Below are 26,124 nucleotides of genomic sequence, written 5' to 3'. Positions count from 1 at the left end.
GCCCAATTAAGTGTGCCGTCATTATATATGGTTATGGCGCTGATGGATACAAGGGCAGTGAGTAGATATTTGCCGCGGTAAAAACCACGCAGGACGTGTTAAAATAGTGAGTACTTTCTTAAATTTCTTAGCTTTTTCAGTGCCTTTGTTTGTTTGACATAGTTCGATTTTTATACGCTTACTACCTCTGCGTCTTAGCTTAAAATTTATCGTTAAGCTATTTATCTATAAGTGACAGGCTTCTTGATAAAGCCGAAGCTATCTATAAAACTTGGGCATAAGACAAATGATTCTTTAGCACCCCTATCACAAAATACTCATTACAACTCATTAAAGTACTATAAGAGACTCTGCATGACCGTAAAGCCAGCTGTACAAAATCAGTCGTCAAATCCTAATTCATCGGAAAAACTCTTATTAAAACAAGAGACCTCTAACCAGTTGAGCATAGGCGATGCTGTCTATAATCTATCAGACCATACACCGATGATGGTGCAATATCTAACCATGAAAGCCAACTATCCACAAGCACTGCTGCTATACCGGATGGGTGACTTCTATGAGCTGTTCTTCGATGATGCCAAGCGCGCTGCGCAAATATTAGATATCACACTCACTCGCCGCGGTAATGACAAAGCAGGTAATACAATAGCGATGGCAGGAGTTCCTTTCCATGCAGCCGATAGCTATATGGCACGCTTGATCGCGGCTGGGCAAACGGTAGTGGTCTGTGAGCAAGTAGACGACGCTGTCAGTAGCCCTGCCGCTGACGATAACGCCAGCTTACCTAGCATGGGTGACAAACAAAAAAAGAGTAAAGGTAAGTCGGCGGCTGGTAGCATCATGCGCCGCGAAGTTGTCAAAACACTCACAGCAGGAACTATTACTGATGATGCACTCATTGCGCCAAACCATACACCTACTGTAGTCGCTATCGATATTGCTAGTGTAAAAAATCAAGATAGCAGCCAGACCATACAGGCAGCAGTCAGTCAAATGGACTTGGCCGCTGGCACCCTAACCACGCAAACCTTGAGTGCTGACAAAGACGATGCAGATAGCTTGCAGACGCAGATGTTGACGGTGTTGGCACGGTTTGCACCTAGTGAATGTATCATTAGCGAAGCATTTGGCGATAGCATTAGCGGCAGCATTGGAAGCAATGATACAGAATGGATGCTATGGTTACGGCAGCATCTTGACTGCCCCATCATAGAGGTCGCTGCCAATGACTTTCATCGTGGGCACGCTAGTGACACACTTTGTCAGCAGTTCGAAATACAGCGTCTTGATGGTCTGGGTATTGCGGACAATGTGCTGGCGCAATCTAGTTGCGCTGCACTGATTCACTACGCACGGCAGACTCAGCAGCGGCATGTGCCACAGGTCAATCAGCTCATCGTTGAGCATAGTGATGACTATCTGATTATCGATGCTAATAGCCAGAAAAACCTTGAGCTATTTACCCCTGTTAGTAGCAGCGGTACGTCTTTGATATCGGTTCTAAACTACTGCCAGACGCCAATGGGCAAGCGACTGCTCATGCAGCAGATGAAGCGTCCGCTTCGCCAACATTCACATATTAATATGCGTCTAGACACGATAGCATGTCTACTCAATACCGATAGCAATTCAACTCAAGCTACTCAAAGCCCAAAAGACAGCTCATTGGTAACCAGCCTACGTGAAACATTGAATACCATCGGTGATATCGAGCGTATTAGTAGCCGTATCGGACTGATGAGTGCAAAACCTCGCGATTTGCGCAAGCTCGCCGATGGTATCTCTAGTAGCTCCCAGCTTACCACCCTATTGACAGCATCGGGAATTAGTCCTGAAGACGCTGGCCTGTTACCGATGTTGATGCAGCAAATGCCCGCTCAACTCCCTGCTGTTCAGGCTGTCTCTGAAGTGATCGAGCGCGCCATCATCACAGAGCCACCTGCACATATACGTGATGGTGGCATGCTGGCAGCGGGTTATGACGATGAGTTCGATCGCCTCACTCACCTCCATGACAATATCCAAGCCACCCTAGATAAAATGGTAGAACAGGCTCGTCAAGACAATCAATTACCCAGCCTAAAGGTAGGCTTTAATAAAGTCAGTGGCTTTTACTTTGAACTGCCTAAAATGCAAGCAAAGAACGCTCCGGCTCATTTTATCCGTCGGCAAACCCTCAAGAGTAGTGAGCGTTTTATCACCGATGAGCTAAAAGAAGTCGAGACAGAATATCTGAGCGCGCAATCTTTGGCACTAGCTCGTGAAAAACAGCTCTATCAAGGGCTATTGAATCAATTAAATGAGAGTCTGGCTGATCTACAACAGCTGAGTGCTGCTATTGCCCAGATAGACGTGCTGAGTAACTGGGCCAATCTTGCCATAACCTACAACTGGCAACGCCCAGTCATGGGTCATAGGTCGAAGGATGAAGACGAATTAGTCGCTCGTAATCAAACCAACATTGATATTCGTCAAGGTCGTCACGTTGTGGTCGAAGCCGCATTGAGTCAAAATAACACCAACCACAACAATAATCATTCATTAAGCACCAAACACTTCGTCGCCAATGACTGTACGCTAGGTAGCGCCCATGTTGATAGTGCTAATAGTGCTGAAAAAGGGCATCCTGGAAGACTGCTTCTGATTACTGGTCCCAATATGGGCGGTAAATCCACTTATATGCGCCAAACTGCGCTGATTGTCTTGCTTGCTCATTGCGGTAGCTTTGTGCCAGCAGCGAGTGCTCATATCGGTGATATTGACCGTATTTTTACCCGCATCGGCTCAGCTGATGATTTGGCAGGTGGCAAGTCGACCTTTATGGTAGAGATGATAGAAACCGCTAATATCTTAAACCAAGCAACGAATAAATCGCTCGTATTAATGGATGAGGTCGGACGCGGTACGGCGACCACTGATGGCTTGGCCATTGCGCACGCTTGTATCAATCGCCTAGTAGAGATTGGTTGCCTGACATTATTTGCCACCCATTATTTTGAGCTGACGCAATTGGTACACAGCGATGAGGATCATCACAACAATATCCGTAATGTCCATGTTGCCGCTAGCGAAGTCGATGGTCAGTTGTTACTCCTTCATAAAATTAAGGAGGGTGCAGCAAGCTCTAGCTTTGGATTACATGTCGCAAAAATGGCTGGTATTCCCACTCAAGTGTTAGATGATGCCAAACGCTACTTAGCCGATCATCTACAAACGGATAGCCTAAAAACAGATGACCTAAAAGTAGATAATCAGAAAATTACTGATGATAAAAATGAATTAGCTAAGTCAGTAACGGATAAACGAGCAAAGGATTATAATGGTGACACTCTAAATCACGAGATAAACCATATTTCGCAAGCGGTAGACGCAATAGATAATCCAAAACAAAATCAGCTATTTAGCTTACAAGACGAGCTGAGTGCTATCGATCCTGATAGCCTGACCCCTAAACAGGCTCATGATATGCTATATCATCTAAAGAAAATCATTAGTCATTAAAGGGAATTGTCAAATAGTAGCAAAGGCGCTAAAATACGATTTATTTTTTCACTATTCTATATAGCCCTTATAGTTGATTAAATTTAAAAGTGCTGCAATGCGATCGACTGCACGTATACACCTTACTTCAAGTAAAGTTGACGCAGTAGCGCTTTTAAAAATTGACTATATCAGCCAATCCAATAACAGGTAGACCTCGCTATGACCTTTGTCGTTACAGATAACTGTATTCTTTGCAAATACACCGACTGTGTAGAAGTCTGTCCTGTGGACTGCTTTTATGAAGGCCCAAACTTCCTCGTCATCGATCCTGATGAGTGTATCGACTGCGCGCTATGCGAGCCTGAGTGTCCGGCTAATGCGATCTTCTCAGAAGACGAAGTGCCGAAAGATCAAGAGATGTTCACTCAGCTCAATGAAGAGTTGGCACAAAAATGGCCAAACATTACTGAGATGAAAGGACAAATGCCAGAAGCGGCTAAGTGGGATGGCGTAGAAGGTAAAATACAGTATCTTGAGAGATAATTCTTTAAGCGTTTCTCAATATATGAAGCCAATAAAAAACCACCTAATAGCGATATGCTGTTAGGTGGTTTTTTATGGGTTTATTTCATTATAAAGTAGATGTCAGTACTGTGTTCATTTGCTCTTCTGTCCAAGGACGTAAATCAACTACCGTCAGGGGTACACCATTTTCATCAATCAAGACAACCATGTGCTCTTGTTGCCCCCATAACGGCAACCAACCTGTTGCTCTCGAGTTTTGATTAATATGTTTTTTAATATCCATTTTATTATTAGCGGCTTCGAGTTTAGACAACTCATAAGCTTTTGCTGCTATCTCAGAATATGCTTGTTCAATTGGATAGTACAATGCAGGTTGATGCGCTATTTTTGCACCTAGCTTATTGCCAAACTCTAGATCCTCAACTTCCTGAGCATCCCCTACTGGTCTTGCTGCTACCCATTCGGGCCCTGTGAGTGACATCTCAGTATATTTTTTGGGAGCCTCCTCAAGATAGACACTCTCTATATCATTAAGCCTCACGACCTCGAACCGATTGTTATAAAAGCTCAACCATACTGGACGGGCTTGCGATAGGCTATAGATACCAAAAGCAAGCGCTGCAAGCTGAATGATTGCGATTACGGTAAGATCAAACGCTAGTGATTTTTTATTTTTCTTATAAACAACTAGCGTGAGTAACGGTCCAATGAACAAATCTACTACGAACACCATAACAAATATGATAAACACACCAGTGGCTGTAGCCAATGGCATAGGATACCAAACCTTGAATATTAGTAGTGCTAATGCACCTACTACGAGTAAGCTCACCAACAGATGGATAGCAGCTGCTCTGAATGAGTCTGACCAAATTCGTATGGGTTGTTGAACCATGTGTCTAATGTCCTAGTATATGCGGAGAGTTAACAAAGGCCTGCAGCGATACACGTGCCACCAGTGGTCCAGTTTAGTGAGCCATTACTCACCGTCGGGAGTAGTGTATACGTCTCACTGTTCACACTAGGCTCGCCAGTCACCGTTACCAAAGCGGTATTGGGAGCAATAGTTATGGAATTGACGTTGCTGGCAGATGCCACTCCAGATGCATCAATACTTACTTCAGAAAGGCTATCACAATTGGTCAATATGTGATTTCCTCTTCCCTGAAAGCAACTATCAATACTTGTTTTAACCGCTGAAGCCGCAAATATCACCTCAGTAAACTTGGTCTTTTTAGCATAATTGTCATAGGCAGGCAATGCAATGGCAGCAAGGATACCAATGATGGCGATGACAATCATCAGCTCGATTAAGGTAAACCCCTTTTGTTTTGACATAGCATACCTTCCTATTGATCTATATAAATACTGGGTATAAAAATACCCTACTACCAACATTGGTCAATAGGGTATTGTTTAACTATTAGGTAATAAGTGATTTAATCTATACCACCAGATTTCTCAAAGGAATACTATTAGCAAAGACCATTTTCGATACAAGTACCACCTTCCGCCCATGTCAATGAATTGTTAGCGGCAGTTGGTGTTAGCGTATAGGTTCTTGCATCGACTGTGGCTTCACCAGTAGCAGTAATTACAGCATCCACAGGATTAATTGCAACTGAATCAACTTCGCTACCTGCAGCAGCCTCTGCCGCAATTGTACCAATTTCTGCAAACTCATCGCAATTTGCTAGAACACCTTCACCACGCGTTTGGAAACAAGTGTCAACGGCACCTTTCACTGATGATGCAGCTAGCACGACTTCAGTAAAACGCGCTTTTTTAGTATATGTCTGATAAGCAGGTAGTGCGATCGCAGCCAAGATACCGATAATAGCGATAACGATCATTAGTTCGATTAGGGTAAAACCTTTTTGAGTGTTCATAAGAACTCCTTTTGCGATAAAATAATGGCAGTATGATGCGTGGTTCTGCTTAGCTATCACTACCACTGATTGTAGGTGTCAGTTTAGACTAAGTATCTAATCTAGCTACTGTCTTACTAGTATCGTTGCAGGTAGTGTGCCAACTTCTCGTAACTGCTTAAAATATTCGTTTATATCTTTTAACTAACACTCTTACTAATGTTTGTCACTTTGTAGCATTTAATTTATGACCTATCTTAGCTATTAGACATGCTCATTCAGCGCTTTTAATAAGTAACATAGCGGACAATACTGGAGAAGTTAATAGTATTGCCAGTTTATTGCTTAAAATTGTCAGTTTATGTAAATTGTCGAAGATTAACGTAATTATAGCTGACATTTTTTGTCAGGTAATTTGAATGATAAGCGATTACTGCCACTCGTCGTCTACACCACATACAGTACCCCTACATTTTTGTCCAGCACTGTCCAGTGTCAGCGTGCCATCTGTTGACATTTGGCTACCTGTTATTGGAGTCGCAGTGAGCGTCCAGTTTCTACCAGCCAACTGTGTGTTCGCTGCATTTCTTGGAGTAGCTGAAACGGTGTATAATGCTGAACCTGATGCTGGGAACCTAGCACTACCGTCAGCAGCCACTGCCCCTGAAAATATAACAGACAACGGTATATTGTCGTAGCGTCTGTAATTGATTTTGTTGGATTCTATCCGCCCGGCGATTTGCTGCATCTCGCTCATCATGTCAGCACGCTTTGTCTTTATGACATAGTTTTGATAACTGGGATAAGCGACTGCTGCTAGGACACCTATGATAGCCACTACAATCATAATTTCTATCAGTGTAAAGCCTGAATGTCTCGATTGTCTATTGATAGATAATCGAGACCGTTTAAACGATCCTGTTACCATGTCTCTTCCCCTGCTCCACAATCAGCGGCTGCAATAGTAAAGTTTACATTGTTTGCACAACGCAGACCTTGGCTAGTGATTTTAAAGCTATCCGCACCAGTAAGATCAACGGGTGTTGCCATCATTACCCAGTTATTAGCACGGCCACCACCCTCATGTAATGTGCTAAACGTCGGTGTATTACCTGTGAGGTGCCCAAGTCTAATAATATAGCGTGGATCATCACTAGGCTGATTTATCGCGCCTGTACTGTCCGCAATATTATCTGACTGTGGCTTAAAACCCTTATAGGTCAGTGCTTTGGCACGCCATTGTTCGAGCTCATTGGAGAGAGATAGCATTTTTCGCTGTACATCTGCTTCAGCATTGCGAATAACATAGGCACGATAGCTCGGTATCGCAACAGCTGCCAATATGCCGATGATCATCACAACGATCATCAGCTCTATCAGCGTAAAACCCGAATTGATGTCATGACGACTGCTCTTTAAAGATGACATCTTAGTTTTCCATCCAGCTCAATGGGTTGATACGTTGATCCACGTTTATACCAGCATCGGCGTCACAGTCAGGGCCTACGCACTGGTAAACATCACTACAATCATCTCCTGTGCAAATAACGTCTGGTTCGCAATCACCGTCTTCACAGTAGTTTTTTAATGATGTGAAAGTAGACGTGTCATTGTATTGACTAATAATGTTGTCCACGATACCCAAACCAGCACTATATGATGAACGCGCTGTCAGTATTTCAGTTTTTGTATTATCAAGGCATACTCCATAAGGTAAGCAGGTGCGCTCACGTTGTGTCTCCCCGATTACGCCTGCACTACATGCATTGGGATCTTGACCTTCATCTGGATTGAAAGAAGAAGATATTAATACACCAGCGATAGCATCTGGTTCATTGAACATTTTTAGCTTATATTTTCCACCTGTTGCTGCATCCTCATCTAGCCAATGTGTCAACGGCATATACCAACCTTGAACAGTGTTGTTTTGCATACGCGCTCTAATACCCGATGTACCCAAATCCGTACTCGTAAAGGTAAGCTGTTGCAACTTATCGTTTCTTGCGCTACTTCCAGAAACTTTAATCACTGGTGTACGTAAGTTCAATGTTGGTGCAGGGTCTGTACCATAATGAAACAACTCATTGCGGCTGACATCTTTGTCTAAAATGCTATACAGGGCATTGGGCTTGTTTCTTGTAGCTGTTACAGGGTTACTACGGTCACCTGTACCCACTGTCACGATCGCCTCTACACCTGAATACTGACCTACACTGTTGCTGTCATCTCTGAAAGCATGTGTACCATTATGGAATGTGATTAACGGGCGCTCGTAGATACGAGGGGGTGCATCATCACCTGCAACCTGATCACTGACATCAAGTACTTTTACAACACGGTCAACTTTAAAATTGGTGGTATCTGCATTATTGTTAATATCAGCGCGCCATACTTGCCCACCTAGATCAGCGAAGTAAATATGATCGATAAAACCGTCATAGTTACGATCTAAAGCTCTGACTTGTGTTACCACACTGTGTTTTAAATCTGTCGCTTTTGAATACTGTAGTGAGCTACTACGAGATGTAGCGGTGGTTCCCACCCCATCATTACTCGCCCACCATAGTAACTTGCCATTATCAGCAGACGTTTTTACGGTTTCTTCATTACTTGTCGTGTTTGTTTCGACTTCGCCCACTTGTACCATATACATGGCATTACCTTGTGCACTCGCCTTATTACTACAGGCAAGATTGGCGGTATTGACCGTAGATAGCTTAAAGTTTGGGTTTTCATAACAAGCGTCGTAACCACCCGGTAAAAAACTCACCATGACTTTTTTGCCGCCACTCTTAACATAACCAAGCGTCGGCTTACCCCATGACTGTCCCATACGAGCATAGGCTTTTTGGTCAGCTGTTGCTGTTGCGACACTAGTGATAGCGCTAGTACCATTTTTGACACCACTAATATCTGTAGTCAGCCCTTTTAGACGATTGGCGTAGTTTGAACCTACACTATAGATCATTTTAGGTGCTTTGGGGTTTGAGACATCTAGTGCATAGTGCATAGATCCACCCATACGTAGACCACCTAAAGCAAAGCTCTGAGCGGCTTCATAACTGTTTGTAGTCTGTGCACTTGCTCCTGATCCTTCGGTGGTCGACTTTACTGTGTATGATGCATAGGTGAGCCAAGGCGCATCTACTCCATATGGATAACTACCATCTTTGGCAGAACCAGTACCAGCAATCGCCGCAGGCTGCAAATCTAGTATCTGTTTTGGAATAAAGGTAAAAGTTTCCTCACCAGTACTGTCATCTAGCATATGTAGCGCACCATCCATTGAGCCATAAAGAACATAATCCTTTCGGCTACTTAGATCAAACCTACCAGCTGCGTCTACGTTTACTTTTTGTGTAATTAATTGTGGTACTGAGTGCAGTACTCCACCGATGTTTTTGAGCGACTTATTTTGAGTGGTTGCAAGTGCTTTACCATCTTCTACAATGGTACTTGCTGGCACGCCATAACCCATAAAATTTAGAAGGGTGATTTTTTGATCATTAGTGTAGTTCGGTAGCGGACTTGGTGTGGTACTAGGTTTACCAAAGTTATTAGGCTTGTTATCTGCACTAACAGTTAGATTGACGAGCTTATCGCCACTATCAACAAATAGATTACGATTACCTATAGTAGGTGGAGTCGCGTTTTCAAAAACTTTTTGATAAGCACCGCCCACTTGTGGCTTGGCCTGATCTGGTCTTAGAGCACCGGAGAGAGTATTCCATAAGTCATGTGTATTCTTGGCAAATTCCCCCTCTTCGCTAGTAAACACAGGATTATTATCTCCACCTACAAGCGTTGCATTTTTTACTTTATATTTCTTAAGGTTACCATTCCATAATAATGGTGATTTTGGTACTGGTTCAAGTATCGGCAAATAGGCGAATCCGCGCGATTTAAGACCACCAAGGCTATCTAATGGTACTGACATAGTCCCTGTTGATATGGGCTCGATAACATTATCACCCAACCCTCTAACAAAGGTCTTAAGACTATTTGAAACCCCTACTGAGTCACTGGTGAAGAAAGAACCACCTGCACCATAACCATATCCTTTTTCGCCAAGCTTACATAGGTTGCTTGCATCTTTACCAACACCTGATGCATCACAGTTGTATACACTTATCACTTCACCATTATACGTCTTAGAGACTTTATCTGCATTCTCAATGGTTTTATACACACTACCAAAACCAACCACTGCTGTTTTGACTGGTATTGTCTTTGGATTATTGGTGCTATTCAATATCTGAGAGTACTCGCCAATACACTCCCATGCAGGTTTATTTCCTGCACTTGAAGCAAATACTGACCCAGTGGACGACAGTCCAGAATTACAAGATGACCCCATAGAACTCGACCCTCCTGAGAAACTGTTGTTCATCAGGTCTAAGGTGCTTTGCTCTGTAAATGAGTTGTTTGGCTCACCATCCGTCAACATAAAGATACCATGCGCATCACACTGCGCTGTAGTACTACTCATCGGTGACTGATATCTGGTCTTGTCAGGTGTTTTTTTGCTGCTGTCTACAGAAAGTGAGAAACCACTCCATTTATCGTTTTGTGTTTGGCTATCACGTTTTTGGAAGTAATAGGTAACACCACTTACTGTGAACTGTTGATCGAAGCCACCCAATAAATTGGTATTTAAGTTTTTGCTATTGTTTTGGAGCCGATCGTAGGCATCATCATCCTTACAATCATAATATTCATAACTACCATAACTACTCTTAGTTGCCTTATAGTCTTCACATTTATATAAATAATACCTGTCCTGTGCACCCTTTCCACTACCTATTCTTCTTACCTCTGAGTAGCCAACCAGATAATTGGCTTCTTCAGTTTTTTGTGTATACGTCTTTGTCCCCAGCATATATGCACCAGCCTCTGCGTAGGCATTGGCTAGAGGCGTATTGGTTTCTGGTTTGAGAGCGATGATTTTGTCTAAAAAGACCTTTCTGTTATCAAGCGTAAGATCTACTGCTGGTGAGTCTATCTTACCACCGCCTTCATCTGATGAGCGGAAGAAAAAGCTGCCTAAACCAATTTTGTATTTACTGATATCAGCATCAGAGCCAAACCCATTATCGCTTTTTGGGTTGGCAAACATAGGCATGAGTGCCATCTTTAAGCGTGATATTCGATCATAATACTTTGTTGTGCCTGATTGACAGTAGTTGACTGAATAGGTTTTACTGCTAGTTGTTGGTAGTCCGTTATTATCATAGACAATCTGAGTTTTATTCTCAGACTGAACCTGATTGGTAAGATAGATACCGCTAACATTACAATAGTATCGACCATTGCTAGCAAAGTTTACGTTAAACCTGTCACTATAGTCAGCCCCTATGCTTCTTTCGTTCATACTACCTGAATTGTCAAGCATCATGGTGACAACAACACTTCCTTGAGTGGGTGCCTGATATATTTCCAAATCGCTTGCATGACTAGCAGCGCTCGTCATACAAGCCATGACTGTAGCTGACAATAGTGTCAATGACCATTCTTTCACAATAGGGTGAGAGGTGTCACTTCTAGATTTGCGTGCATTTTTCATAATAACCACCCGTATTATTTGATTATAGAATAGATCTGTCTATTTTCAGCTAAGTCTATCTTCTAAAAAGTCTCACTTGTACATATGCTATATAGTTTGATCAATTCTCAGATACACATTCCGCACCTTTAGGCTGATCTACATACTCCTGTTGGTGCGTTTGAAAAGGCACATTTAATGCAGCAAGGCAGGTATCAACGGTAGACGCTCCTGTACGTGGTTGTTTAAAACAACCTGCGATTGTCGCCGTCCCTGTACTACTTGAATCACCAAGTGGCACGTCAGAAAAAGTCGGTATAACTGACGTTGCGTACCCTTGAAATTTAGTACAACCAATAGTAGCGTTACCACCAGTTTCCGGCTTAGCAAAATCGCCTGAGTAGGTGGCTACTACCTCTCGTACAAATGCACCTTCTGAACTTGAGTCATCAGACCTGACAAACGACAACTGTGTAATGACTCGACCTTCGCTCACGTAGTCATCGCTATTACTAGGGTCACAGTACCCATTGTTTTTGTTTGCCATCAAACCACCATTTTCGTTACGCTCACTGATTTCAAGGATACTGAATAATCGAGTGCTCCGTGGTCGTACGCACAAACTCACTTCGTGTCCAGATCGTTCTATATTTGACATATAAACCTTGAGAATATCGATGCTATCTTGACTACCGTTTAGAACACGATCTTCTTTTTCTACTTTCATAAATGCCGCATCGTTGGCCTGAAACAAGAGCTGATTGACTTGACCTGCTGTCGCTACTCTAAGGTCTGTGGTACTCTGTCGAACAGCTACCGCGCCTACGATTAGTATTAATACCAATACCAATAGCACTACGATTAGTACTGCACCAGACTCACGATGCATAGTGTGTGTAATAACTATTTTTTGTTCTGTTTTAATCTGTTTTTCCATTACAACCCACCTCTCGCATTGCGAATCAGTACAGTGCTTTCGTATACATTACGCAGGTTTTTTGGTCCAGCTGCCGTTGTAGAGTTCAAACTTTGATCACTTTTATCAAGGATCGTGAATCTCAAATCACTATTACTTTGCGCTGTTGCAGTTGGGTTGTCTGATCGTGCTAACAGACCGAATTGTACACCAAAGATACGTTGGTTATTGAGTGTGTTAACAGTTGCTGGTATCGGCATATAAGCAATACGTGCACTAGCAGGATCAGTCGCAAAATCTGTACTTGTCGATATACCAAGCATGACTCTAAAATAGTCCACATTAGGAATAATGATCGTACCTTCACCTGTTAAGTTATTGGTCGTTGCACTTGTCTCACCTGGAACAGTATAATTTTTTATATCAATCCCTGTACTACTTCCAGCAACCAACTGATCGTAATTATAAATAGCTGATGCGCATGCCAGTCCTGCATCTCGAACAAAATAACGCTCAATAACATAGAAATCTTCTGGTATTGCAGCACCTTCACAATCAAACATAGTGGCTGAACCTGCCTGATATTGAATAGTTAGCTGATCACTATTGGCTATGCCATTGAGATTACTCTTACTTTTAGATGATTGGTTTTGTGACAACCACTCTGATGAGACTTGAGCTCCGTTCAGTACCAAACCTGATAAATTATCCGTCAACCAGTTTTTTGGCCCCCCGCTTACTGAGCTGGTACCAGCTGGTGCCGTTAGCACAATACCGCCTTGAGGGGTCCTGTGATTCATGAAGTATTCATCAAATGTGGCTGTTGCCTTGGCACCATAGTTTGCGCGCCTAATGTGTTTCTGCATTTGAGCCAAACCAAAAGTAGCATTGTCTTGAATTTGTGAGCTTGCTTCTTGCCTGCGGCTGTTAACAGAACTGGTATAAAATATCTGGAGCGCAGCAGCTGAGATTAGTAAGCCTAGTACTAGTGCTATCATCAACTCAATCAATGTAAAGCCATTATGACGAACAGGAGATATATTAAATGTATGTAAGTCATCACTTGAACACTGTGTATTAGGCTTGATAGAGCTATGAGTGTTTATTTTCACATTATATCTCCATCATCATACACGTTGATTTGACATGATAGTTGCCACCAGCAGCCTCTACAACATCATTATCATCGACCACTCTTTCAGTTAAACAGTCAGTCTCGTCATCTGCACCAATGGTAGGTGTTGTTTCTCCCCACGCAGAAATAAGGCAATAAGAGAACATGATATTGGTTGCTGCGTCTGTACCTGTGCCACCTGTGTTTGGGCAAGGGTGCATTTGAATCTGAAAATCATAGTTCGCCAGTTCTGTTTTGAATGAATAGCTCTCAGCTTCTGCAGTTTCTGCTGGTGTACAAAGTGTTGTTACTGTTTGACCATTTAGGCCACATTTTTTGCTTGGAGCACTGTTAGCAGTAGCAGCATTTATCTTACTTTCATAAGTTGCTATACCAGAAGGATTGGCTCTTATTTTTTCGGCTATCGTTCGCATCATAACTAAAGACTGAGTACGTTCGTATGCTTCGTTTGTCGATTTGATAGCCTGACCTTGTAATGCAGTATAACCTAGCACGGCTACCGTTAATAACAATAGCGCGACCATCACCTCAATTAGCCCTACACCTTTCTGCGTAAATTTCGCTACCATCAGCAGCCCCCAGTGTTTGTAGTATTGATATTAGCAATTTTATTCACACGTACCTGACCGAGTGTTTCGTTGGCAGAGCCACTATCGCATATGGAATACAATATTTCGTCGTCACCTGCAATTAATTTATTGGGCTGAAAAACAACTGTCGTTGCTGCTGTAGGTGTAATACTTATCGTACTGCTTGCACTAACCGTGTAGCTAGATATATTATTGCCATTGGCCTGCAAAGTAACACTTTTCGGCGTAGCAGAGGCATCATATATAACACTAACGTTTTGTCGACGGATGATACTTTCAGCTTTGGCTTCTTTCAGAGCACTTTCTATTATAGAAGCCGTTGACTTAACCCGCTGGTTGGCAAGCTGAGTACTGATACTTGGTGCGGCAATACTTACAATGATAGCCAGTACCGCAATCGTTACCATGAGCTCAATTAAGGTAAAACCTGAATTAGCCATCAGTCTATTGGGTTGTCGATTATTCACAGATGCATTCACATCAAATCCCTATTTAGCACTGCTAATGTCTGTCTCTTATCAGTTTTTGTTTTAAAGTAACTAAAATTTGGTGTTGCTTTTGCTAATAATTTTATAGTTAATCTAACTAATAACATGCAATTTTTGTTCCATAACATTCTGTTGAGTTTATATACAAAACGACAGAAATCCCTGTTCAGTGCGTCAACAACTATATACGTATTTAATAATATATCGTGAAGGCAAAGAATTAGCAATATATTAATAATTTCAAATAGATAGCTTTATTAATGCTATTGACTACCATGAGCTAAAGCATATGCTGAGATATGATAGTTGCTATTACGTTGAGCATTTATCGTATTTGGATGCTCAGGTCCGATAAATGCTCTCGCTAAAGCCTGTAAGCTTGCACCTGTCGTTGAGACATCATCGAACAACAACAAGCGTTTTACAAGAGGGCTATGTGAGAGCGCGAAAGCATTATCTAGGTTACTTAGGCGTTCAGCACGTGTCAGGCCTTGCTGACTCATCGTATCATCAATGCGCTGAACACCGTGCCACAATGGAATGTTCCAGTGCTTTGATAGTTGCGCGGATAGAATACTGACAGGATCAAAACCTCGTTTGGCTAGGCGTTGATCGGTGGTCGGCATAGCGACAATCACACTATTATGCTGATGACAGCCATGCGGGCGTGGCAGCTGGCGTATGACATGTAGTAATAAAGGTAGCTTGGTCATGTCTTCATGATGCTTGAATGCCCAAATTGCTTGGCGTATTGGATAGTCGTAATACGTAGACGCTTGTATGGATAGCGATTTACCAAAAGCGATATCAACGTCAAAAGGTTCTGGGAGCCACGCGATACTATGATGACAGTGAGTACAAAGTAAGCCACTACTCAGGCGAAGTCTGATCTGATGATGAATACGAGTAAGCAAAGCGTCGCTAGTTACCAATGCGAGCTTAGATTGTGTACTCTCATGCTTTGTGCTTGGCGAGTGACCAGCGTTAGATAGCGCGTGATGCGGTATTAGCTGAGGTGCTAATGTACTACGGTAAATACGGCATAGCTGGCAGCGTATATCTATATACTCTGCCAACCACAGTCCAGTTTGATACGGTGCTAAGTTGTGCATAGATTATTTATCATCATAATGCATGATAAGGCTCTGCTATATTAGAGACCTTTCCAATCGTTAAGCACAATACCAAAGCCGATAGAGGTGTTTTCATGATTATAATCAACAATAGACTCGCCATACCCTTGGAACAACTGCACCATACCATTGACGTTTTCTGACAATGGATAGATATAATCGATTTGTGCAGCACCTTTATTGGTGCTTGGATTGTAACGTAAAGTACCGCTGACACTCTGCTGGTCTGGCAAATCATATAAGAATTTGATATCGCCATAACCCATGTAATCTTCGATATCTGGGTTGTCATCATCGCTGCTACTGTCACTATTCACGCGAGCCCAGAGACGCGGTATGACGGATAGCTTACCCCACTCTGCCCCTGCCATCAGATAAGCACGGTTCCATGAACGTGATAATGGATCATCCTGACCATTTGAGTGATGCACAGCACCAGCCCCTAACATACGTAAACGTCCACCAAAGGGAAGGTCCGCTGTCACAGGTTGGGTCAAGAATATCTCTGGTTGATAGTCGGTGGCACGAAACGGTCGTGAGTTGTCTTCGTTATAAACCTGCCAATGCGACTCCTGAGTATAGCCAAACCATAAATCTGCACTGGTATCGAATAAATCTTCTGCTACTTTACTCTTCAGTGATAACTGAAACTTCAGCTCAGTTTCACGTATGTCATTAGAGTCAAAAGGCTCAATGTCTTGAGAAGGTGTGCTTGGGTTTAAGTTGGGATCAAAAGTATAAAACAACGGCAGCAAATACGTCGGTCGGTATGGTCTTACTGTCCAAGTACCGCGCTCGCTATTTTGATCCAGATCATACGCTAGGCTCAGCGGTGTATACTTTTCGATATCTGTTTGAGTGACGCCTACGCTATCCAAAACCTGAATCTCTTGCTGGCTATCTGCATCTGTATCCATACGCTTAGCAGCAGTCTGTTGAGTGACGGCTAGATCTGTAGTTGTGCTGTTGCCATTGAAAGTATTGGTTGATTTTTCTTCTACAAAGACAACCTGCGGGTTACCTGAAATGGTTGTTTTAAACGTCTTTGCCAAATCAACGGGCTGTTTGGTCGTGGTATAGCTTGGGGTTTTTCCTTGCTCAGCCACCTTGTCAAAACACGCCAAACGGGCAGCACTACTCTGAACTTGCGTACAGTCAGAAAACAGCTTTGCTTGTTGAGCAATAAACTCTTTACTAATGACGTTGCCACTTTGAGCAGTGACGCTCGTGTATGTCTCATTATTGCTAGTATTCTGAGTCGTCTCCACGCTGCCGTACTCAAATGCAGCTTCTGGTACTGGCAGCTCATTGTAAGTCTGACTATTGTCAGCTGCTTGTACTTGTACCGCTGTACAACTCAAAGCGATAGCAACGGCAACACTCAAATGAGTATGCCTGGTTTGGCTACTGGCGTTACGACTGATTACAGTGGTACGTTGTAATTGACGCTGAGTGGTGATGTGGGCAAACATAAATATCCTTTATCTAACCAGCATTATCGCTAGCAGAGTATGTGAATTAATGGGTATAACCGTTAGCGTCACCGCTAAAAAACAAGAAGAAATCAATAATACATAAACACCAAAGACAGTATTGACGGACTGATCTATCCCTGCACTATTGTTACTTTATTGTAATGAAAATATAAAGACTATACTAGCGTTATCGGCATATTAAATACGATCAGAAAATCCTAATCTCTATCCAAATAGATATCGGTATAAGATATTACAAGCATGATTTAATGACACTAAAAAACCGATGTACGGTTATTACGGTACACCGGCTGCTCTTTATTACTAATTCTAAATCAGGCTATCCAGTCGAATTATTGAATATACTTACTAATTAAAAATTATTCATTATCAGTTATTCAGCGTTGTTAGAGTTTGCTCAAACTCCAAGCGACCGATTTCGCCTACTTGCTGATTAACCAATTGACCGTTTTGATAGTAAAGCAATGCTGGTGGACCAAATAATTTGTAGCGCGACAAAACAGCTTTGGAATCTTCAGTCGTTTCTGTAATATCGAGCTTTACCAGTTGCCAGTCTTGCATTTGGGCTGGACGATTATGAAATAAGTTTTTATCCATAATACGGCACTCAACGCACCAGTCAGCAGTCAAATCAATGATTACTTTTGGATTGGAAGCCACGATAGCATCTAGCTCGGCAAGCGTCGTGATCCTCTCATCTTTTGCGCTATTGCTCCCTACTGGATAAGTAGCATTCGACGGTGCCATCATGGGCGCAGCACTTAATGACGCTAACGGATGTAAGCTATCATCATTACCTAGTGCCGCCCCCACGATCAAACAAGTGGCCCAAATACCCACGATGAGACTCAACGCTTGGGTCAGCATACGACCTTTACCCAGCCAACTCCGCGCCCATATTGCTACCACCATAAACCACAAAGCCCATACCATCAGCATGACTGGTGATATAAACACACGCTCGATGAGAAGCAATGCCACAGCGAATAACAATAAGGCAAAGCCTTGTTTGACCCAGTTCATCCACGCGCCTGCCTTTGGTATGATCTTGCCTTGGGTCGCACCTATTAAGATAAGCGGCGCTGACAAACCAAAACCCAGCATAAATAAAGCGGCAAAACCCAGCAACGGACTGCCAATGGTCGAAACGGCTAGTAACGCACCGAATAGCGGCGCAGAGACACAAGGGGATACTACCAATGCTGACAAGAAGCCAGCAATCAAACTGCCCCCCGTACTACCTAGCTTACTGTCACCTGCTTGGCTTAGATGTTGCATTTTTCTACTTAGCACATGTGGCAAGCGCACGGTGAACGCATCCAACATATATAGTGCTAATAATACAAAAACAACGGCAAAGCTGATAAGAATAATTGGGTTTTGCAACCACCCAATAATGCCTAGTGACTCACCAAACACCGCAATAACCGCACCCAAAACACCATAGGCAGTTGCCACACCAACCGCATAACTGGTGGTTAAAATAACGCCACGTTTGACGGTTGGGTTTTGTTCACGGGCCACGATATTGGCAACAATAGGTAGCATCGGCAGTACGCACGGTGTCAATGCCAAACCCAGACCTGCTAAAAATAGCAACACCAGTGCAAGCCAAGGATGAGAGGCCAGCCCAAAAGGATCACCATCGACAAGTCTATTGCCAGCGATGTTTTCGCTACTGGTCGCGCTGCCTGAGATGTTCGTATCTGACCCAGAAATCGTGGTCGTCGACGTACTGCCATTTAAAGAGTCATATTCTAAAGTGCTGTCATCAATGAGGTCATAGTCAATAACGTCGTCATCTATCAATGCTTGATCGTCATCAGACTGAGTTGTATTGGCTATACCAGCCTCTATCGATGTCGTATCATTGTCATTCGTTGATGCTGTCACATCAGTTAGATTACTCGCAGCAGCGCTATCAGTACTAGCGTTACTTGATCTCATTTGCGGCGACGTCGCTGCGATGTTAACTGTAGTTTTGATTTTTTCGGGTGGATAGCACAGCCCTGCTTTTGCACAGCCTTGCCAGCCAATGACAATCGCTGCGTCATTCATGCTTGTGCCATTGTTACTAGTCAATATGGTCGTTGCGACCATATTGATTTGATCAAACACCAGCACCTTACCAAAGGTCGGATCATCGATTGAGTATGGCTGTTGGCTAAAGGTAAAAGGGGCTGCATTCACGCCAGCCGGTAGCGTGAGTTTTATTTGATCTTTGTAAACATAATGTTCGGGCGTGATATCAAAATTGATAGACAGGCGCGTACCTGTTTGGGTAGGTGTACTACTGCTAATGACCTGAAAAGCCTCATCCACTGGCAAGAATTTCGACTGTGCGTTGCTTTGACTATTGCCAAATAAATCACTCAATCCTGCAGCTTGCGCTGTTATTGGTGCCAAACCAGTTAACAGCGAGCTGCTCGCAATAGCAAACGCTAATACGTACGATTTTTTTGGAGACGTTTTAGCAGTTCGTGAGAAAGGTTGTGATGACGCCTTGATGGACATGAATAGCTACCTGTTATGACTAATATGTGAATCGATCTGCGCGATACTTATTTGCGCGTTGCAGCAATATTTATCTTGGTTTTGATTTTTTCTGGTGGATAGCATAATCCAGCTTTTGCACAGCCCTGCCAGCCAATCATAACGGGAACATTTTTTGCCCCTTTACCACTACTGGTCGTCAGCGTTGTGGTTGCAACGATGCTTCTTTGCGTGAATACAGGAACCTGACCAAAGGTCGGATCATCAATTGATACGGGTGTCTGATTAAACGTAAATGGGGCTGCGCTCACACCTTTAGGAAAGCTCACAGTCAGCTTATCTTTATAGACATAGTGCCCTGGCGTGATATCAAAGATAATAGATAATTGTGTACCTTTAGATGTTGCCTTGGCACTACTGAGGACTTGAAAAGCCTCATCCACTGGCAAAAATTTTGATTGCGATGAGCTACTACTATTAAATAAATCGCTCAATCCTGCAGCCTGTGCACTTATTGCTGTCATTGATAACGCGGCTATCAGTGAGGTACTGGTGACAGTAAGTGCAAGCGCGCAGCATTTAGAAATGCGTCTATTAAGTGCAGTTATTTGGAGTGCTGGCGTTTTAATGGGCATAAATCGTTACCTCTGATAATGGTTAGCAGTAAAAGCCTGGCAGTAAAAGCATAAACTCAGCATAAACATGCTGATAAAAATATCAGCGCTCAATACATCACTCATATTGAACGATGAGCACTTTATAAGCTGATAAAAAATATCAACCAATAAGGGATTATTGGTTGATATTTAGAGGGTAGTAAATATGAGCAAGTGACCAAATACGTTTATAAACAATATAATGCTATGGGTTTCATAAGCGTTTGTACAATCAAATCTTATAGCTGAGCGTAAAGATCAGCATCTTGACCCTCGCCACCTTGCTGCCCATCTGCACCCAATGAAAACAAATCATAAGGGCGACCTTCACTACCTGGGGCCACATATTGCATCTCGTTTTCCCAACCATCTGTCGGATAGCCACCCTTTATATAACCACCTTCAGGATAATTCTTTGCATCGGCAGGCGGTGTTGTCAGTGCCTCTAATCCTTGAGCTGTCGTTGGATAGCGTGAATTATCGACTTTGTACATATCTAGTGCGTTTGAAACAGTAGCCAGCGCGGTCTCAGTAGTTTTGACACGGGCTTTATCGCTTTGTCCGACGACTTTAGGTACGACCAAACCCGCTAAGATAGCCAAGATCACGATGACGACCATGATTTCAATCAGAGTAAACCCTGACTGCCTAGATCTATGTGCTGAACTGTAAAGCGTCGTTGAAGACAGCCTCTGATGAACAATTACAGTAGCTGAGTCGTCTAACATACTGTTGTTAATTTTGGCATTGTTATTGTTTTTAGCGTTATTATTGTTTTTAGTATAGGCACTTATTGGAATCGTATTCACTTGAGAGTTGTCAGTCATAGTCATCGCTTTGGTCATCACAGTTATGTCAGTGGTAAAAGTAGCATTCTAGTGGCGCTTACTACTGTCAGATCTTATCAGTAATATCCTACATCATTATCACTATAAACCATGGTTTTATTTTTATCCAGCGCGGCGCTCAGATTGTCATTATGGTCAATATTGAACAAACAGTGAGGTCTATAACTGTCGTCTCATCTTACTTTTACTATAGCGTGGTGCTCAGATTTACCCTAGTAAAACTATATCATAGACAATAATATACAACAGTAAGCAAATCTTAAGAAAGCTCGCTCAGAGTTTAGCAAGATGTGCCGTATAGGTAAGATAGAGATATCGGATTTGTGTCAGCAATTCAAGTAACTGCTCGCTATCCTGCCAAGTCATTCATATTAACGATAGGTAGCATAACTGCCATAACGATAATCATCACGACCACACCCATCAATACCAGCATCAGAGGCTCAAGCAATGACAGCAAAGTACTGATGAAGTTGGTTGCTTCTGCCTCCTGCATATTGGCAGCACGGCTTAGCATATTTTCTAGCTCACCTGAGTTTTCGCCACTTTTGATCATCTGCACCATCATCGGTGGAAAATAAGTGGATTTCTCTAACTGGCTCGATAAGCTCGAGCCTTCTGTGACTCTATCGGCAGCAGTGATAATCGTTTTTTGAATATGTAAATTGGTCGTGACCGCAGCTCCAATATGCAGCGCCTCAATCAGAGGCACGCCTGAGCGTACTAATATCGCAAGGGTGCTAGCAAATCGCGCGGCATTTAATCCTTTGGACAATCTGGCAAGTATCGGTAATCTAAGCACCACACTATCAATGGTTAATTTCCCCGTCTGCGTTTGAGCAAAACGGTAGAATAAAAATGCAGCCCCTGCCAATACCAGAAGCATTAGCCACCACCACTGAGTAATGATATTCGATAAGGTCAGAACGACTTGGGTAATCAATGGTAGGGCTTGCTCGGACTGCTCAAAAACTTTGACAATTTTGGGCACCACAAAACTCATCAGACCCATAATCACCGCAATTGCCATAACCATCAGTACAATCGGATAGACCATGGCGCCTTGGATTTTCTTTTGGAGGGCAAAACGGTTTTCGGTGTAGTCTGCCAACTGGTTCAGGATGAGATCAAGATGACCTGATTTTTCGCCTGCTGCAATTGTGGCGATATATAGTGGCGGAAAGCTAGCGGCTTGTTGTAGTGCTCGTGCTAAGCTCAACCCTTCTAGGACATGTGAGCGTACAGCGAGCATCAAAGATTTGATATGCGTCTTGGGTGATTGTTTGGCGACCGCAGCCAAAGTCTCCTCGAGTGGAATACCAGCCGCCAGCAACACAGACAATTGGCGTGTGAGCAGCGCCAGCTCATAAGCAGATGGTTTTTTGTAACGGTTTTTACTTTGGCTTTGCCGGTCATTGACAGCGCTGACTTCGACTGGTGTCCACTGCTTATCACGCAGCTGCTGACGAACTTGCCGCGCCGAGTCCCCTTCTAGCAAGCCTTTTTGGACACTGCCATGGTCATCAAGCGCTTTGAAATGATAAGCGGGCATAGCAGCAGATATCCTAAATGGGTCATAGGTAAATGGTTATAGCGTACGATTTAACGAAAAAATTCATACCTATCAAAGCGGCGTTGAGTCGTTACTATCAGGCATCAAGCCTTGTAATAATAAAACATCCAAGTGCTGCTGCTGTAACTTTTTATCAAAATCATTAACCTCAGCGATCAGCATGCGCTCAATACGTTTGTCACTAGCAAAAACGCTCAAACGCGCACAAATAACCGCCAATTGATAAATACGTTTTTTACAATAACCATCCAAGCCTTGTAGCAGTCTAACCATATGCGGGGTCTCAAGACTAGCATAGTCATAATCGGCGACCACTTGCTGACCAAGCGCCGTTACGCCATAACTGACCGATAAGTGCGCGCAAAAATAACAGCTGAATAGATACCCCACCACATGACCGATATAGTAGCCTCGATCATAGGTAAAACTACTTACCCCAAAGTGACCAAGTACGTAGCTGTTGAGACTGCCTTGATCGCGAACGGGCTTGCCATGTTTTAGCTTACCGACCGTGGCAAAACACAATGGGTTACGTCCATCCTGAGTGGTGAGCTGCCAACCTGCTGGCTGCTGCGCAGGCATATGACGCACGATATCTGCGATGATATCATCGACCACATGTAGCTGTTGCCAGAGTCGTTCAAGCATGTCCGTATCCATCAGACCACGCTTATCGAGCTGCTGAGCAAGCAAGTATTGCTGATATTCTATAAATTGTGATTTGAGGGTTTGTACCAAATATGTGGGGCGCGTATTGGCAGATGCCATATATAGTAGCCGGGTACGTTCATGCTGGGTATGATAAAGCGCGACTCGCTGTGCTGCGACAGATGTCTCACTGGCAGTAGACTGACTGGTTGAGGTATGCGTATTGGACTGCTCTGTAGCGCCTAACTCGTACGCTTCTTCTTTGGCATCTGATAAAGTAAATAAGGTCAATAGTGCTGCCTTATCAGGAACTTGTCTCACATCCTCTGGCTGCCCTGATTGTGTGCTACTCAAATTATCTTTATCAATATTATTTTCTTTTTTAGCAGTTGCAGTAGCGCCTTGTTGGCTATTGGCTTCTGTACTTGGCTTTGCGGTCGGTTCAGTCATAACATACCATCAGCAGCAAAAATAAACATCGTCTAGATCCTTTTTAGGACTGGCATTCAGCCATACATCGTGCGCTAAACGCACACGCTAATGTCTCGACGACTCATTACCTCATAGTACCTGAACACGCACGCCTTGTCAGCTTTGCATAACCGAAATAGCACGGTCTAACTATCAGATACTATGTCTCTATACCTGCTCGGTATATAAAAGATCGCGGATAAAACTAAAATAGTTAATCGAAGCAAAAAGCGCTAAAGCAATGTTGGTCGCTTTAGCGCTTCTATAAATAGATACTACCAATATAGCAAAACTGACCTAGGCGAGTTTTTGTTGTTGATACTGCTGTCGATACGCTTTTGGTGAGACGCCGTAGACACGTTTGAATGCCTGACTAAAGGTAGAGTCGGATGCATAGCCCACCATATCACTGATGCGGCTGATACTATTCTGCTGTAATCGTAAATAGCGCGCTGCCAAACGCAAGCGGTAATCGATCAGATACGTGAGCGGCGGCATGCCGACCGTGTCTTTGAAACGCTGAGCAAAGCTCGATCGTGACATTCCTGCTACTTCTGCAAGCTTATGAATGGTCCAGCTTTGGCTTGGTGCTTCGTGCATCGCGGCTAGCGCCTTGGTCAAAAACGGATCTTTCATTGCTTTGAGCCAGTTTTCGGTGGCTTCAGGCAAGCTCTCAATATAGACACGTAAGCACTCAATCATCATAATACTTGCCCAATGATTGATGACAGCGGTTTTACCCATACGCTCACGCTCAGCCTCCAAGGTCAACAGCTTAATCTCTACATCAATAACCTCAAAACGACCATCGGCGGCATCGTTGAGCTCGGGTAATATCGGTGGTAGTACAGACAGTAGAGGATTAATCATCTCTTTGTCGTATTTGCATTCGATAAGTATCAAAGACGAATTAGGGTCACCGTCACCATCGATGTCAAGCGTACGATCTTTACTGTTAATCAATAACTCATCAAGCGATTCGGCGACCTCACCATTATGATTGAGCGCATAGCTCACATGCTTGTGTGCATTGGGGATCATAATCATATCACCAGCGCGGGCTTCTCTTAGACCATTACCAACATCAATACAAAAACCGCCAGACATCACTAAATAAAACAAAATAGTGTCTTTTCTCGTAATAGAGTAAGACCAATTGCCAGCACCGTTCAAACGATAATACTTGGTCTCAAATAAGTGCACGTTTTGTAGCAATACGCTCAATGCGTCCATTAATCAGTTCCTCAATCATACAGGGTCAATAATAAAGCTTAAAAATGTAGATATATTTAAAATACTTTTGAACGCTAACGTAATCAATAGGATATTTTGACTCGCTATTTTATGCCAGTGCCTAACACCTCAGTTGACGACACGATTAGTGTGATGAATAAATCGAAACATAAGCATAATGCCCGATTTGAAACTTCGTGTCCATTCACTCATAAGTATTACTAATTAATAATAGAGCAGACACAGTGAATCTAGGCTTTTGGAAAAAACCTACAACGATATGAATATCAAAAGACAAAGGACGTAAACCAACAAAGTATGGGCACTTCGAACGGTTCAATATTGTAGGAGGCTACAGAGGGATGAAAAACAAACAGACATAAAAAAACGCCAACAGTGGCGAATGGTATTGCTTATAGGTTTTGGTATAAATATAGGATATCTATACGGATAATACAAAAAATGGGGCGACTGATGGGACTCGAACCCACGACAACCGAGATCACAACCCGGGGCTCTACCAACTGAGCTACAACCGCCATAACTATGCCTGATAAGGCAAGATTTGCAGGCTAAATGGCGCGCCTGGCAGGATTCGAACCTGCGGCCACCTCCTTAGAAGGGAGATGCTCTATCCAGCTGAGCTACAGGCGCTCTTAGAGGACTTTTATATACCACATTCAGTCAAAAATACAGTTTTTACTATATCAGAAACTAAACCATTATACATAAAAAAAAGCCTGTAAGGCTCTTAAAATAGATGGTCGGAGTGATAGGATTCGAACCTACGACCCTCTGGTCCCAAACCAGATGCGCTACCAAACTGCGCCACACTCCGAAATTCTCTATTATCACGATAGTTTGTTAAGTAACTCGTTGTTGGCAATGCCGCTAACTTGTTAATGTTCCTCGCTATCGAGGTGCACATATTAAGGGGAAAAGGCGATTGTGTCAACACCTATTTTCAATTAATTTAAAATAATCTCTAAATTCTTTAAAAAAGCAGATTATCATGAAAACATC

At 43.0% G+C, this 26,124-nt stretch carries 20 protein-coding genes and 3 tRNA genes; 2 read left to right on the top strand and 21 right to left on the bottom strand.

What is annotated here, in order from left to right; genetic code table 11:
- The first annotated feature begins 354 nt into the window (after positions 1–354).
- Together mutS and fdxA are read left to right on the top strand one after the other, a co-directional pair.
- On the top strand, positions 355–3,504 hold the full coding sequence (gene mutS / locus AC5JPT_RS10870) for a DNA mismatch repair protein MutS (protein WP_493858102.1): 3,150 nt from the start codon (positions 355–357) through the stop codon (positions 3,502–3,504).
- Between the two features lie 201 nt (positions 3,505–3,705).
- Complete coding sequence (gene fdxA / locus AC5JPT_RS10865) at positions 3,706–4,029, top strand: ferredoxin FdxA (protein WP_194363584.1); 324 nt, start codon at positions 3,706–3,708, stop codon at positions 4,027–4,029.
- A gap of 88 nt (positions 4,030–4,117) precedes the next feature.
- Here the strand turns inward: fdxA and tfpZ are convergent, their stop codons facing one another.
- The 21 genes from tfpZ to AC5JPT_RS10760 form a co-directional block, all read right to left on the bottom strand.
- A complete protein-coding gene (gene tfpZ / locus AC5JPT_RS10860) occupies positions 4,118–4,906 on the bottom strand; it encodes a TfpX/TfpZ family type IV pilin accessory protein (protein WP_493858101.1) in 789 nt (262 codons plus the stop codon).
- Between the two features lie 29 nt (positions 4,907–4,935).
- Positions 4,936–5,349: a pilin gene (locus AC5JPT_RS10855; protein WP_493858100.1), complete on the bottom strand. Its 414-nt coding sequence runs from the start codon at positions 5,347–5,349 to the stop codon at positions 4,936–4,938.
- Between the two features lie 137 nt (positions 5,350–5,486).
- Complete coding sequence (locus AC5JPT_RS10850) at positions 5,487–5,900, bottom strand: pilin (protein ID WP_493858099.1); 414 nt, start codon at positions 5,898–5,900, stop codon at positions 5,487–5,489.
- 409 nt (positions 5,901–6,309) lie between these two features.
- Positions 6,310–6,807, bottom strand: coding sequence for a type IV pilin protein (locus tag AC5JPT_RS10845; protein ID WP_493858098.1), 498 nt, complete (start codon positions 6,805–6,807; stop codon positions 6,310–6,312).
- Positions 6,801–7,307, bottom strand: a complete 507-nt coding sequence (locus AC5JPT_RS10840) for a type IV pilin protein (protein ID WP_493858097.1) — start codon at positions 7,305–7,307, stop codon at positions 6,801–6,803. The genes AC5JPT_RS10845 and AC5JPT_RS10840 overlap by 7 nt, the downstream gene beginning before the upstream one ends.
- A 1-nt stretch (position 7,308) precedes the next feature.
- Positions 7,309–11,442, bottom strand: a complete 4,134-nt coding sequence (locus AC5JPT_RS10835; RefSeq protein WP_493858096.1) for a pilus assembly protein — start codon at positions 11,440–11,442, stop codon at positions 7,309–7,311.
- 100 nt (positions 11,443–11,542) lie between these two features.
- Positions 11,543–12,358: a PilX N-terminal domain-containing pilus assembly protein gene (locus AC5JPT_RS10830; protein ID WP_493858095.1), complete on the bottom strand. Its 816-nt coding sequence runs from the start codon at positions 12,356–12,358 to the stop codon at positions 11,543–11,545.
- Positions 12,358–13,449 carry a PilW family protein gene (locus AC5JPT_RS10825; RefSeq protein ID WP_493858094.1) on the bottom strand — a complete coding sequence of 364 codons (1,092 nt, stop codon included), beginning with the start codon at positions 13,447–13,449 and terminating at the stop codon, positions 12,358–12,360. The genes AC5JPT_RS10830 and AC5JPT_RS10825 overlap by 1 nt, the downstream gene beginning before the upstream one ends.
- A 1-nt stretch (position 13,450) precedes the next feature.
- Entirely contained in the window at positions 13,451–14,041 is a 591-nt protein-coding gene (gene pilV, locus AC5JPT_RS10820) for a type IV pilus modification protein PilV (RefSeq protein WP_493858093.1), read from the bottom strand.
- Positions 14,041–14,541, bottom strand: coding sequence for a prepilin-type N-terminal cleavage/methylation domain-containing protein (locus AC5JPT_RS10815; protein WP_493858092.1), 501 nt, complete (start codon positions 14,539–14,541; stop codon positions 14,041–14,043). Before AC5JPT_RS10815 ends, pilV begins: the two co-directional genes overlap by 1 nt.
- A gap of 272 nt (positions 14,542–14,813) precedes the next feature.
- Entirely contained in the window at positions 14,814–15,662 is an 849-nt protein-coding gene (locus AC5JPT_RS10810; RefSeq protein ID WP_493858091.1) for a ComF family protein, read from the bottom strand.
- A gap of 41 nt (positions 15,663–15,703) precedes the next feature.
- A complete protein-coding gene (locus AC5JPT_RS10805; protein ID WP_493858090.1) occupies positions 15,704–17,155 on the bottom strand; it encodes a phospholipase A in 1,452 nt (483 codons plus the stop codon).
- Between the two features lie 393 nt (positions 17,156–17,548).
- Complete coding sequence (locus AC5JPT_RS10800; RefSeq protein WP_493858089.1) at positions 17,549–19,693, bottom strand: cytochrome c biogenesis protein CcdA; 2,145 nt, start codon at positions 19,691–19,693, stop codon at positions 17,549–17,551.
- Between the two features lie 47 nt (positions 19,694–19,740).
- On the bottom strand, positions 19,741–20,307 hold the full coding sequence (locus tag AC5JPT_RS10795) for a protein-disulfide reductase DsbD N-terminal domain-containing protein (RefSeq protein ID WP_493858088.1): 567 nt from the start codon (positions 20,305–20,307) through the stop codon (positions 19,741–19,743).
- Positions 20,308–20,567: 260 nt separating this feature from the next.
- Positions 20,568–21,155: a type II secretion system major pseudopilin GspG gene (gene gspG / locus AC5JPT_RS10790; RefSeq protein WP_493858087.1), complete on the bottom strand. Its 588-nt coding sequence runs from the start codon at positions 21,153–21,155 to the stop codon at positions 20,568–20,570.
- 370 nt (positions 21,156–21,525) lie between these two features.
- Positions 21,526–22,728, bottom strand: a complete 1,203-nt coding sequence (gene gspF, locus AC5JPT_RS10785; RefSeq protein ID WP_493858086.1) for a type II secretion system inner membrane protein GspF — start codon at positions 22,726–22,728, stop codon at positions 21,526–21,528.
- A 72-nt stretch (positions 22,729–22,800) separates the two neighbouring features.
- Positions 22,801–23,847, bottom strand: coding sequence for a hypothetical protein (locus tag AC5JPT_RS10780; RefSeq protein WP_493858085.1), 1,047 nt, complete (start codon positions 23,845–23,847; stop codon positions 22,801–22,803).
- Between the two features lie 318 nt (positions 23,848–24,165).
- On the bottom strand, positions 24,166–25,101 hold the full coding sequence (locus AC5JPT_RS10775) for an AraC family transcriptional regulator (protein ID WP_493858084.1): 936 nt from the start codon (positions 25,099–25,101) through the stop codon (positions 24,166–24,168).
- 463 nt (positions 25,102–25,564) lie between these two features.
- A tRNA-His gene (locus tag AC5JPT_RS10770) sits at positions 25,565–25,640 on the bottom strand.
- A 38-nt stretch (positions 25,641–25,678) separates the two neighbouring features.
- Positions 25,679–25,755 (bottom strand) — tRNA-Arg (locus AC5JPT_RS10765).
- 107 nt (positions 25,756–25,862) lie between these two features.
- A tRNA-Pro gene (locus AC5JPT_RS10760) sits at positions 25,863–25,939 on the bottom strand.
- Positions 25,940–26,124 lie beyond the last annotated feature (185 nt).

The organism is Psychrobacter sp. H26, assembly GCF_059073035.1.
This window is presented reverse-complemented; position numbering and strand designations above follow the sequence as displayed.